At 56.1% G+C, this 11,587-nt stretch carries 16 protein-coding genes and 1 pseudogene; 4 read left to right on the plus strand and 13 right to left on the minus strand.

All coding sequences use genetic code 11. From position 1 onward, the window contains the following. A pseudogene (locus CFR78_RS15315) lies at positions 1–750 on the minus strand (IS3 family transposase); the annotation flags it as partial. A 733-nt stretch (positions 751–1,483) separates the two neighbouring features. Here CFR78_RS15315 and CFR78_RS15325 point away from each other — a divergent pair. Together CFR78_RS15325 and CFR78_RS15330 are read left to right on the plus strand one after the other, a co-directional pair. Further along, positions 1,484–2,677: a Fic family protein gene (locus CFR78_RS15325; RefSeq protein ID WP_110581334.1), complete on the plus strand. Its 1,194-nt coding sequence runs from the start codon at positions 1,484–1,486 to the stop codon at positions 2,675–2,677. Positions 2,678–3,129: 452 nt separating this feature from the next. Next, the gene (locus CFR78_RS15330; protein WP_110581335.1) at positions 3,130–3,372 is read left to right on the plus strand and encodes a recombinase family protein; all 243 of its coding nucleotides are present in this window, start codon (positions 3,130–3,132) and stop codon (positions 3,370–3,372) included. A gap of 83 nt (positions 3,373–3,455) precedes the next feature. Here CFR78_RS15330 and CFR78_RS15335 read toward each other — a convergent pair whose 3' ends face one another. From CFR78_RS15335 to CFR78_RS15370, 8 genes are all read right to left on the minus strand, one after another. Further along, positions 3,456–3,710 carry a hypothetical protein gene (locus tag CFR78_RS15335; RefSeq protein ID WP_110581336.1) on the minus strand — a complete coding sequence of 85 codons (255 nt, stop codon included), beginning with the start codon at positions 3,708–3,710 and terminating at the stop codon, positions 3,456–3,458. 84 nt (positions 3,711–3,794) lie between these two features. Beyond that, positions 3,795–3,971: a CopG family antitoxin gene (locus CFR78_RS15340; protein WP_181417555.1), complete on the minus strand. Its 177-nt coding sequence runs from the start codon at positions 3,969–3,971 to the stop codon at positions 3,795–3,797. A 36-nt stretch (positions 3,972–4,007) separates the two neighbouring features. Beyond that, entirely contained in the window at positions 4,008–4,394 is a 387-nt protein-coding gene (locus CFR78_RS15345; RefSeq protein WP_012813382.1) for a type II toxin-antitoxin system VapC family toxin, read from the minus strand. Then, positions 4,391–4,636, minus strand: a complete 246-nt coding sequence (locus CFR78_RS15350; protein ID WP_006560453.1) for a type II toxin-antitoxin system Phd/YefM family antitoxin — start codon at positions 4,634–4,636, stop codon at positions 4,391–4,393. The genes CFR78_RS15345 and CFR78_RS15350 overlap by 4 nt, the downstream gene beginning before the upstream one ends. A 127-nt stretch (positions 4,637–4,763) precedes the next feature. After that, complete coding sequence (locus CFR78_RS15355) at positions 4,764–5,159, minus strand: type II toxin-antitoxin system death-on-curing family toxin (RefSeq protein WP_110581338.1); 396 nt, start codon at positions 5,157–5,159, stop codon at positions 4,764–4,766. Continuing rightward, a complete protein-coding gene (locus CFR78_RS15360) occupies positions 5,156–5,383 on the minus strand; it encodes an AbrB/MazE/SpoVT family DNA-binding domain-containing protein (RefSeq protein WP_014106734.1) in 228 nt (75 codons plus the stop codon). Before CFR78_RS15360 ends, CFR78_RS15355 begins: the two co-directional genes overlap by 4 nt. Before the next feature lie 100 nt (positions 5,384–5,483). After that, complete coding sequence (locus tag CFR78_RS15365; protein ID WP_110581339.1) at positions 5,484–5,891, minus strand: DUF2442 domain-containing protein; 408 nt, start codon at positions 5,889–5,891, stop codon at positions 5,484–5,486. Then, positions 5,881–6,117 carry a DUF4160 domain-containing protein gene (locus tag CFR78_RS15370; RefSeq protein ID WP_040133518.1) on the minus strand — a complete coding sequence of 79 codons (237 nt, stop codon included), beginning with the start codon at positions 6,115–6,117 and terminating at the stop codon, positions 5,881–5,883. The genes CFR78_RS15365 and CFR78_RS15370 overlap by 11 nt, the downstream gene beginning before the upstream one ends. 941 nt (positions 6,118–7,058) lie before the next feature. On the opposite strand from CFR78_RS15370, the gene CFR78_RS15375 reads away from it, so the two are divergent. Next, positions 7,059–8,063, plus strand: a complete 1,005-nt coding sequence (locus CFR78_RS15375; RefSeq protein WP_110581342.1) for an IS481 family transposase — start codon at positions 7,059–7,061, stop codon at positions 8,061–8,063. 24 nt (positions 8,064–8,087) lie between these two features. After that, positions 8,088–9,188, plus strand: a complete 1,101-nt coding sequence (locus CFR78_RS15380) for a replication initiator protein A (RefSeq protein ID WP_110581340.1) — start codon at positions 8,088–8,090, stop codon at positions 9,186–9,188. A 61-nt stretch (positions 9,189–9,249) separates the two neighbouring features. On the opposite strand, the gene CFR78_RS15385 is transcribed toward CFR78_RS15380, so the two are convergent. The 4 genes from CFR78_RS15385 to CFR78_RS15400 all read right to left on the minus strand — a co-directional run bounded on the left by CFR78_RS15385 (position 9,250) and on the right by CFR78_RS15400 (position 11,201). Beyond that, positions 9,250–9,540 carry a ribbon-helix-helix domain-containing protein gene (locus CFR78_RS15385; protein ID WP_039733960.1) on the minus strand — a complete coding sequence of 97 codons (291 nt, stop codon included), beginning with the start codon at positions 9,538–9,540 and terminating at the stop codon, positions 9,250–9,252. Further along, complete coding sequence (parA, locus tag CFR78_RS15390) at positions 9,537–10,190, minus strand: ParA family partition ATPase (RefSeq protein ID WP_110581341.1); 654 nt, start codon at positions 10,188–10,190, stop codon at positions 9,537–9,539. Before parA ends, CFR78_RS15385 begins: the two co-directional genes overlap by 4 nt. Before the next feature lie 82 nt (positions 10,191–10,272). Then, a complete protein-coding gene (locus CFR78_RS15395) occupies positions 10,273–10,908 on the minus strand; it encodes a tyrosine-type recombinase/integrase (protein ID WP_025439982.1) in 636 nt (211 codons plus the stop codon). Next, a complete protein-coding gene (locus CFR78_RS15400) occupies positions 10,905–11,201 on the minus strand; it encodes a WGR domain-containing protein (RefSeq protein ID WP_051672079.1) in 297 nt (98 codons plus the stop codon). The genes CFR78_RS15395 and CFR78_RS15400 overlap by 4 nt, the downstream gene beginning before the upstream one ends. Positions 11,202–11,587: the final 386 nt, after the last annotated feature.

Genomic DNA, 11,587 nt, shown 5'->3' on the forward strand with positions numbered 1-11,587 from the left:
AGGACAGGACCTTGCGCGTGAACCAGTCCATGATCGCCACGAGATAGAGAAATCCCCGTTTCATGGGAATATATGTGATATCGGAACACCAGACCTGGTTAGGCCGATTGATGACCAGATCCCGTAGCAGATATGGATATTTCCGATGCTCCGGATGGGGCACGGTCGTGCGCGGCTTCTGGTAGATCGCCCGAAGGCCCATGATCGCCATGAGCCGCCGGACCCGCTTGCGGCCCACTTCATGTCCCAGGCGGCGCAGATGCCATGTCATCTGCCGTGAGCCATAATAGGGCGTTTCCAGGAACTGGGCGTCGATCAGCCGCATCAGCTCCAGATTGGCCTCGCTCTGTGGCACAGGCCGATAGTAGACGCCCGACCGGTTGAGTTGCAGCAGCGTGCATTGCCGGATTATCGGCAGACGCGCTCGCTTCGGGTCAATCATCTGCCGCCTCTGATCACGCCCAACCGAGCAGAGGCATCGCGTAAAAAATCCCGTTCCACGAGAAGCTCGCCTATCTTCGCGTGCAGTTTCTCCACATCAGCAGGGCTGACCGGGGGCTCCGCCACCGTCTTCCCGGAGAAGGTCGCCGCCATCCCCTCGATCGCCTGCCGTTTCCACTGGGCGATCATCGTCTGATGCACCCCATGTTTCGAAGCCAGTTCCGCCAGCGTCAGTTCCCCACGGATCGCTTCCAGGGCAACCCGTGATTTGAACTCCGCCGCATACCTCTTGCGCGTAACCTTGCCCATAAAACCCGTTCTCTCTCAGATCGGATTATAGCTTATCGCCCTGTCCGAAAAATGGGGACCACTTCTGCTCCACTGTGCGCTACGCCTTTTGCTCGGAAAGCTTCAAACGCCTCGGGGAAAACATCTATTTGCCGAAAGGATGTAGGCTCCCTAGCTCTTCCATTACAGCTCGTTTTAATGCAGTCGCTAGTAATGTGGCTGCGAGCCGTCAGGTGATAGGTGAGTGCCGCCTTCGCGACTGGTTCGATACAGACCGAAATCCCGCTCTTGATGAACAGGTCGTTGGCTTGGGGTCTTACGGTTTCACGCTTACGGTTCTGTCCTCAGATAAGCTTGCTGTCGACTTCGATCCAGATGAGGACGACGAAGATGCCGCGCTTAGGGAGAGCTGGGCGCTGAAGTTCGCTAGGGGGCGTTAACTAGATCGCTACCGTTACCGGTCCTAAAACAGTTATCCTGAACATCGCCTGACATTGTAACAATTATGTCGACTATATGGGAAGAAGGATGCCAATCTGAGCGGCTGACATGAAGGTGTGAGCAATCTATCCGGTAATCCATATTACCGGACAGATTCGGGGCGGGGAGAATTTTTCATCCACGTCACCTGTAGCCACCCGCACAATCTGGCAGAACCTTACGCAAGGGCCTACTTCTGGCTAACATGATTAAGGTTTTAACATAAACCTTAATCATGTTAGGGAAATCCGGTGTCAGGAAAAGGTTGGGCAGGATGAAGCGTGAGGATCTGGCCGGCGGGATCCGGGAATGTCTGCAGCGGCTGCCCGCCCCCTATGCCCAGCATTACGGGGTCGTGCCCCCGCCGCCGCCTGAAGCGGGCGTTATGCTGGGCGATGCCGCCGTCCGCCATGGGCAAGCCCTGTCCGCCCTGGGTGAAATCGCCGCCCTCGCCCGCACCCTGCCTGATCCGTACCTGATCAGCCGCGTCCTGAGCCGTCAGGAAGCCCTCAGCAGTTCCGCCCTGGAAGGCACCCACAGCACCCTCAATGAGCTTCTGGTGGTCGATGAGGACGACCAGGGCGCTTCCCATGCCACACGGCAGGTCCGCGACTATGCGCGAACCTTGGAGCAGTTCCTGCCACAGGCCTGTAGCGAAGGCCCGGCCTTATTCCGTCTGCCCACCGTGCTGGCGCTCCATCAGGCGGTCATGCAGCACGACCCGGCCTATCGCGGGACACCGGGCACCCTGCGCCAGGACGTGGTCTGGATCGGCGGGACAGGGCATATCGCCTATTCGACCTATAACCCGCCCCCGCCTGACCAGGTGGCAGCCTGTCTGGAGGCCTCCCTGAACTACATGCAGGCCGACGGGATGCAGCAGATGACCCAGTCCCTCATCACCCGGCTAGCCATCGCCCATGCCCATTTCGAGGCCGTGCATCCATTCAACGACGGCAATGGCCGGGTTGGCCGCCTGCTGCTGCCGCTGATGATGGCCGCTGACGCTCAGGTCCCCCTGTATCTTTCTCCCTATATCGAGGCCCACAGACAGGACTATTACGCGGCGCTCAAACGGGCCCAGCAACGGCTCGACTGGCCGCCCCTGATCGGGTTCCTGTCAGACGCCATCATCCGGACCGTCACCGAAGTGCAGGTCACCCGGCAGGCAACCCAGGCCCTGAAGGCCACATGGCGGCAGCGCCGGGCTTTCCGTAAGGGCTCGGCCGCGCTGCGCGCGCTGGACCTGCTGACCGATTATCCCGTCCTGACGGCCAGCCGCCTTGGCCATCTGCTGGACATCACGCCCCCGGCCGCCCAGACGGCCCTTGCCCAGCTCTGCCAGGTCGGGATACTGACCGAACGCACCGGCCATGCCCGCAACCGGATCTATGCCGCCGAAGACGTGCTCACGATCCTCAATCGTCCCTTCGGGGAAGAACCGGCACTGCCAGACCCATCGTCATAAAAAAAACCTCGCTTCACAATATCCGTTTTGACAACTTTAATAGAAATGGCTGGAAGTCTGTCCCATTCAGACTTCCTGACAAAAACCGACATATAGCCCTTATTCTCGCATAGCTTTGCTCTGTCCCAACCTGACTATAGTCTGTTTAAGACTAACCTAATTCATATGGAAGAAAGAAAAGTAAACGGAAGGTCGGTTATCTGTTGAAAAACATGACAAATATGCCATTACTTTCCTCCTTGCGGCGCTACCCTTCAAATAGGGGTCGGTACATAGAACGGGCACAGATATACGCTAAGGCTGGCTGCTGAGAGTATATGACGGGAAACAGGTGTTTTCCGTCATTTTTTTCTTGCCGGGAAAAGATAGCCACCAAGGTAGCAAAAACTGCACGACAAACCATGTCGCTTTGCATTACTGTGCGGAAACTCTTCTGATGAGGTTTGTCGTACATGCTGGTCGGTTATATGCGAGTGTCCTCAGCCGACGAACGCCAGTCAGTGGATCTCCAGCGCGATGCGCTGATCGCGGCTGGCGTCGATGCACGCCACATTCATTCCGACAAGGCCTCTGGTGCCCGCGACGATCGCCCTGGCCTCAAGACGTGCCTCGCCTGGCTCAAGGAAGGGGATACGCTGGTGGTCTGGAAACTCCGCCCGCTCCGGCAAGCCATCACAATCACCGATAATCCTTAGCGTATATCTGTGCCCGTTTTATGTACCGACCCCCTAATGGCCTCGCGGGACGCGGGAACGAAAGATCGTTCCCGCGCTGAAGATTACCAGTAATACTCGTGGGGTCGCCGGGTGCCGGTATACGGAAAGACCGCCTCGACAGGATCAAGATCGCCCTTGATGATCAGGCGGGCAACATGCCTGTCATGATGACGGCCAGGACGGATATCATGCAGATGGCTGTACCAGTTGGGAGATTCAGAAGCTTCACGTGAACCTCCATAATGACAGCGATCCGGCCGGTTGGCCCAGCGATGATCATGACCGTATTTGCGGCTGTGATGATAGGTGCGAGACATGGGAGCTTCCCCTCCATGACGCGCGGAGTGATTTCCGAGCGTACCTACATCGCCCGATCTCCTCTGTTCTGGTCGGAATATACTTTACCGCGTCTGTGCGACATCGGTCTCCAGCAGGGACGCCGGCAGGCGCATGTTGAGGGCAGCCGCCTTGGGTTCGATCTCAAAGCGCATGGGCTTGAAACCGGACAGGTCATACCGGGTCAGATCGACGGTCGCGACGAAATCCTCGGCCGCGTCGTCACTGTGCAGCGAGGGCATGGACCTATTTTTGTAGCTCATACTGGTCGATCTCCTTCAGACTGCTTCGATCGGGCCTGGATAAGCCTTTACCAGCGGATCATGGGTCAGCAGAAGCAATCCTTCCACCGTGGCCTGTGCCACAAGGATCCGATCAAAGGGATCCCGATGCACATCTGGCAGTTGTCCGACTGCCAAGGCGTGCTGGCTGGTGATCGGTAACTCCTCATAACCGTTTTCGATCAGACCGCGTCGCAGCAGATGAGGATCGACCTGGAAGTCTGCCCGTCCCAGCCCGGTCTTAATGGTGATCTCCCAGAGACTGGCCGCACTGAAGACCAGATCATTGCCCGGATCTTCCATCAGGGTTCTCGCCCGTGCTGACAGCTTATCTGGCTCTCCGGCTGCCCAGAGCAGCAGATGGGTATCCAGAAGAAGCCTCATGCCGGACCGTCGAACAGAGACACAATATCGTCCTGTCCCATGCGATCAAAATCTTCGGGCACCCGGATTTTTCCAGCAAGAAACCCCAGACGCCGTTGCTGTAACTCTTCAGGAGCCGTAATCGGGCTGACCCGCACCATCGGCCGGCCGGCTTTGGCAATGATGAAGCTTTCCCCTTTCATGGCCGCGTCAATCAGCCGGGACAGATGGGTCTTGGCTTCGTGGATGTTGACCGTGCGCATGGCGAAAGCCTCCTGAGTTTACTCAAAAAAAAGACTTAGCCATATTAGTCTGGTCCATCAAGACAAATGTCGCCAGAACTACCTCAGGAAACGAAAAAAGCACACTCATCGCGTTCCTCGTTTACCGTCATACCCTTTCGGATGCGACATTGGCGGTCAGGAATGCCGCATAGCCCAGTTCGTCCATCTGACCTGCCGCCAGCGCGAGAACCGCATTTGCTGCATCTTCCTGGGCTGCCGTGAAACGATAGCCGTTCAGTTCCAAAAACAGCACACCGAGCACAAAGCCCGTACGCTTGTTCCCATCGATGAAAGGATGGTTTTTGACGATACCCGCCGTATAGACGGCCGCCAGATGCACTGGATCCAGCGGATCCGCATAAGCCGCATGCTGCTGTGGCCGGGCAAGCGCGGATTTCAGAAGACCTGCATCCCGTAAGCCGGAAGCGCCACCATGCACCCCCAACAGCCGATCATGCAGGATCAGGGTATCCCGTTCGTCTATCCAGACGAAGGCTGTCATTGAGCCAGAACATGCAGCGTATCACGGTAACGCCGCATAATATCTTCAGCCTTTGTCATTTTGGTTTCGAAGTCAGGATCATAGGGCACGAGCCGATATCCGCCTTCTGGTGCTTCGGTCAGATACAGGGGCGCGCCATCCTGGGTGTTCAGCCGTGAGATCACTTCCTTGGGTAGTACGACCCCGAGTGAGTTTCCGAATTTTCGCACTTTCAGTTCGACCATGACAGCCCCCTTTATGTTATTATTATTGTAATAACTTTTTGCGGTTTCAGCAACCACTAGGCTCACCGGCCTGTCTGCTCATAGTGGTAAGCAGTCTTTCTTACGCGACGTTCCTTGGCCGACCGCCTTTCGCACCATTCCGGCGTGCAGCCGCCACCTTTGCCTGGCTGGCGGATGATCCGCCCACACGTCCCATCTGTGCCGCCATCCAGCTTCGGGAACCGTAGATACCGTGGATGAGACCTTCGACCAGGACATCAGCATCAAGACGTGGCCAGTGAAGGCCATTCCCCAGCGGGGTGATCTCGATCTCGGCCAGATCATTCAGTGAAGCGTCGTGCAAATCCTGTAGTAGATCCACAGGCACGCTCATTTCAACACCGTTGGAGAGCGTGACATGAAGGGCGCGGCGCGCACGGATCAACCGTGCGGAGACCGCATGAGGAACTGTCGCTCTATGAAGCGCGTCTGCTTCACGAGCGGCCTGATAGTTCATGTCATTCGCCATGTATCTTCTCCCATGCTTCAGCCAACATCTCAGCGTGGTCCTGCACGATGACAAGGGCTTCCTGTATGACCTTATCTTTCATGCCACCTGCTCGTATCAGTCGGGCTTTCCTGCCAATTTCAATTACCGCTTCCCCATCCGCGCTTATGACGTGAACGTGCATCGGCACATGATCTGCTGTGTAAATCACGACACGAAATCCATTGATGCGCAGAAGCGTCGGCATAATGCACCATATCCCTAACGCTTGGGTTTTTCAATCAGAACTATCCCACTGAAAGTCAGGAAGAGGATATCTGGACGGTCAGACAGAAATGGACAGCCCATCAATTCCTGATAAAGCCAGCAGAGCGCCCTGAGAGGCCGCACAAAGCGCAATTCCCGTTATAGCCCACAAACTAGCCACCACACGCGGTAATGCCTGTACGGCCACCCTGTGGCGTCTGATGGGCATGCTGCGACACGTGAGCTGCTGAATGATCGCCTGAACACCGGTGCGTCTTGAGCAGATTACGGTTTTGCTCGGTTTTTCTGGTGTTGCAGGCGTCGGGCGAGCGCGGAGCGGGAGCTCCGTAGGGCGTCGAAGGCGCCGACGCGGGAGAGGAAGGTGCTGGTGGAGAGACGATGCGGGAACGCATCGTCAGATTATGATTTCGCGCCGTAGGCGTGTCCGTTTAGCGCAGCCCTGAAAGGGCGAGCAGGGGGATGCCGGGTGGGAGATCGCGCTATGCGCGATCGGGGCGGCCGTAGGCCGCGAGGCGGCGGGGGCGGAGCCCCCAAGAGGCGGTGCTTGGGTTTAATTTGGCTGAAAATTTCAGGAAATAAAAAGTTATCCACAACATTAGAGTGTTTAAGTAGGTGTTTAAATGGTGTTACGGATTTTTATGGTTCAAATAACATACTGAATAATAAAGATTTTATCGAGAGATTCTATCGTCCTGTGAATCCACTATGACGATAAACTGAATCCACTATGACGATAAACTGAATCTAATATGACGATAGAAAGTATGCGTAATTGAAATGACGATAAGCTCAGTCTGAATCTAAAATGACGATAATTGACTTGCGTATGTGTCAGGTTGTGAAACGTCATTGGGATGATGTAGGGTGGGCAATACCGCGTTACTCTTCATGGTTTTCTTCCGTTTCCAGGGAGACTGAATGATGCTTCAGATCCATCCACAGGCACGCACGACACCGGCCGTCCGGGCTGACATAGCCCGCTCATCGGAATCGACATCCGTGCTCGCCAGACGCTACGGGATCAGCGAGGAAACTGTCCGCAAGTGGCGTAGGCGTGGTTCAGACGCCTGCCAGGACCGCAGCAGCCGTCCTCGGAAACTGGCCTGGAAAGCCTCGGAGGAAGAGCGCGCCATTGTCTGTCAGCTTCGGCGTTCTACCGGTTTTGGCCTGGATGACCTGACCTTTGTCGTGCGGCATTTCCTGCCGCATCTGAACCGGGACAACATCTGGCGTATTCTGAAAGATGCCGGATTGAACAGGCTGCCTCCTGCTCCAAAGACCGGACCACTTCGGGGACAGGGAACATTCCGGGATTACGATCCCGGTTATGTCCATATTGATGTGAAACATCTGCCTAAATTGCAGACGGCAGATGGAGAACGGCGGAAACGTTTCCTATATGTCGCCATTGATAGATGCTCCCGTTCGGTACATCTGGCCGTCTATGACGCGGAAAATGCCGATAATTCCGTCGATTTCCTCAAAGCTGTCAAAACTGCCTTTCCTTTCCGGATCACCCATATTCTGACCGATCGTGGTTCCTGTTTTACGGCGGATGCCTTCGAAAAAGCCTGTCATGACATGGGAATCGACCGACGCCGGACCAAAGCTTACTCCCCTCAGACCAATGGAATGGTCGAACGCTTCAATGGCCGTGTCGCCACAGAGGTGTTGCCGGTCTGTGTCTCAAGCCATAAGGATCTGGAAATTCTGCTCAGAGGCTTCTGTTTCGCTTACAATCATCGTCGGCAGCGTGTTCTGGGCGGCATAACTCCCGCCCAATGCATCACGTCGTGGCTTGAAAAACATCCCGCGTTCCGTAATCCTGATCACATCAAACCGGCTGGTCGTGACATCATGAAGCAGGTCGACGACATCCTTGATTACGCCAATGACGTCTCGCAACCTGACACGTATGTGAAGTGACGATAGTAGCTATCTGTAATTGAAATGACGATAGAATCTTCTCCTTCCTTGTTCGACATTGCACCTTCTCTGGCTGTGGAAGGTGATGATCGCACGCCCCTCCTTCCAGTCCGCCATCCAAATCAGGATCTATTCATCTGTGACGTGCTCGATGCCATTCCCAAAGATGATATGGCGTCAATGGAGCATCCAGTTTTTTCGCTCTCGACCAAGCCAGACAACCGGATGCGACGCTATGAACACAATGGGAATATCATAGAGATCATCCCGTCTGGCAAAGGGCTGGCAACGATCCATGACAAGGATATCCTAATCTACTGCATCTCTCAGCTCGTTGCGAAAATGAATCACGGCGAACAACCAGGCCGAACACTCCGCCTTCAAGCTTATGACATGCTGGTCGCTACCAATCGTCAAACCAGCGGAGCAGGCTATAGGCTCCTGACCGACGCGTTGACACGCTTGCGCGGAACAACTGTGCGAACCAACATTCAAACAGGCGGCATTGAAGAAACGCGAATTTTCGGTTTGATCGAAGAAGCTAGAATCACCCGTAAGACGTTTGATGGCCGAATGCTTGATCTTGAAATCACTCTGTCAGATTGGGTCTATCGTTCAGTCATCAGCAAGAATGTCCTAACACTTCACCGAGACTATTTCCGACTTCGTAAACCGTTCGAACGACGCATGTACGAACTAGCCCGCAAACACTGCGGTATGAAAGATGAATGGAAAATCGGATTAGAACTGCTGCAAAAAAAATGTGGCTCAAATAGCCCGCTTCGCGTCTTTCGATCCTTGGTTAAGAAAGTGTGTGCGCATGACACCAGTCATGCTCATTTTCCTGACTATGCCATCACAATGGCCAACGACATCATTCTATTTCGCAACCGTTTGAGCCTTAAAACAAGGGGCGATGTTATCGCCCCTGTGAGGGATGCTCCCTACATCGACCCCGAAACCATGCATGACGCTAAAACCGTTGCGCCAGGATATGACATCTATGCTCTCCATGATGAATGGGTTTCATGGTGGCACGACATGGGAAAACCAGAACTTAAAAGCCCTGCCGGAGCCTTTATTGGCTTTTGTAAAAAACGGCACGAACGCAACCCAATACGCTGATTCCGGCATACGCCAGCAAGTGTACATGCTTGCATGCAAACATGACCGCACGTAAACATGCCTACTTGCCCACAGGACTTTCTCCCATCTTGCGTAGCCAGTCGTTAAACGCGTCGGCCATCGCATCCTGTAAACTCATTCCATGCTTTCTGGCGGTCATGTGCATAGCAAATGACATTTCCGGACTAAAATAGCCGGTCATGGCTTTCTTGCCCTGACGGCTCGGCGCAACCTGCTTGCTGGCTGTACCAACAACATTGGTAGCAGCAACCTTGCTTTCTGATGCAACTGCAACCGGCGATATTGCGGAATCACGATCCCGCAACGACAGTAGAGACCCCTTCCGGCTCATGCACTAGCTCTCCGCTTCCTTGATGCTTGCATGTTTACATGCTTGCATGTCCACTTGTAAAGCAGCCTTACCTCATCAGACGCCTTGCCTTTAGGCTCTATTTCCATTGCAGTTTTCCCTTCCGCCGCAGCATGACGGAAAACTGCACGATCAGCGATAATATGTGGACATGCGTTCAGTCCGTAACTTTGTACGAGTTGTGTGGCCTCCTCATACATACGCGGAGCAGTCGGACTTCCCGCTGTAAAAACGACGAAGGCTGGTTTGCCACGCATTTTTATAAGGCTGGCAGTCGTTTTGATTGCTGCCAGATCGAACGCACTCGGCCGACATGGAATTAATACCAAATCGGCGACTTCAACGGCAGCACTAGCCGCACTATCAGCGTGAGGCGGAGTATCAATCACGATGAACTCAGCACCCTGGCTCATTGCCTGTCCGATCTTAGCCGCGAGACGAGGCGGAGCACTGTCAATTACAACCGGCGGAGCATCCTTACGCCATGCGGCCCATTGGCTCGCCGTCGCCTGTGGATCCACATCAATCACCAATGCCGTATGGCCAGCATCCTCAGCCGCAGCAGCCAGATGCAAGGCCAGAGTGGTTTTTCCAGCCCCACCCTTCTGGCTGATAATCGCTATTGTTGGCATGTGAACGTCCTTACATGACCTCATGTTTGCATGTGGTCATACGTGAAAATCTGCTCTATCTACAAGAGAGAATGACAGAAAATTACCCCCACATTTTCCGTGCGATATCCTGCTCCTCGGCGCCGACGGCATCGGCGTAGATGGCGGTGGTGGAGAGCTGGGCGTGACCGAGCCATTTCTGCACCATGTTGAGGGGGATGCCGCTGGAGACGGCGGCGACACCGAAGGCATGGCGCAGGCCCTTGGGGGACGCGGCCGGGCCGGACAGGCCGGCGGCGTCCATGACCGCATGCACGGCCCGCCAGCCGGTCATGCGGGACCAGGGCCACAGCCGGGCGGCCGATCCACGGCCCCGCCGACGCTGGGCCTCGCGGATGCCATGCACCAGATCCAGGGCCTCGAGCAGGGAGGGGGGCACCGGCACGGCGCGATAGATCCCGTCCTGGCGCTTCTTGAGCGTGGCGAACACCAGCACGCCGCCGGCGAGATCCACCCGGTCCGCCGTGAGGGCAAGGGCCTCGGACAGGCGGCAGCCCGACCAGGCCAGGGTCATGCACAGCGTGCGGGCCTCGCGCGGCGCCTGCTCGGCCGCGCGCAGGAACCGCGCCCGCTCGGCGACCGTGAGGTATTTGCGGCTCCCGTCGCGGTCGAACAGCTGCATTCCGCCGGGGGCGCCGGCCGGGGTCGCCCGCTGTCCCGGTTTCCGGGGGCCGCTCATCCGGCCGCCCTGTCGCGGTAGCCCCGCCGGCGCTTGGCCCGGAGCTGGCGGGCGAGGGCGTCGCGCGCCTGCCCGGCATCATGATGCAGTTCGCAGACCTGCCGGCCGGCCGTCCCGATCCGCCCCCACTGCCGCACCAGGGCGGTGCCGCCAAACAGGTCGGGCTGCAGCGACAGATGGTAGAATCGCCAGCAGTTGGCGGCCGGGTCCACGCGCACCAGCGCCGCCGTTTCGGGAAACAGCGACAGCTGGCAAGGTGGCCGGACAGGGGCCTTCGGGGCAGGTCTGGGCATGATGTCCCGAAAAGTGTAACACACTTCTCCCGACCCGGACAGGAAAACCGCCGCTGATACGGGACAGGCCGGCCGGTTTCAGGCCCGGCCTGTTACACTATTACCCATAGTGTATCCTTTCATAAGCCTTACGGCTTATGAAGAGGAGTACAACATCATAGTGTATCCTTTCATAAGCCTTACGGCTTATGAAGAGGAGTACAACATCATAGTGTAACAGGTCATGGGTCTGCCACCCCTTGAGACGTTATCACTAGAGGTGGTCCCGTCCGTTCGGACAGTTTTGCGGGCTTGATAAGCTATACCCGGTTGTTGTTATGCCGCCCTTCTGACGGCGTTGCTGTTGGCCATCTGGTCCGGGGTTAACCCCGGACCAGATGGCGTCG

The organism is Komagataeibacter rhaeticus, assembly GCF_003207855.1.
Classification (GTDB): domain Bacteria; phylum Pseudomonadota; class Alphaproteobacteria; order Acetobacterales; family Acetobacteraceae; genus Komagataeibacter; species Komagataeibacter rhaeticus.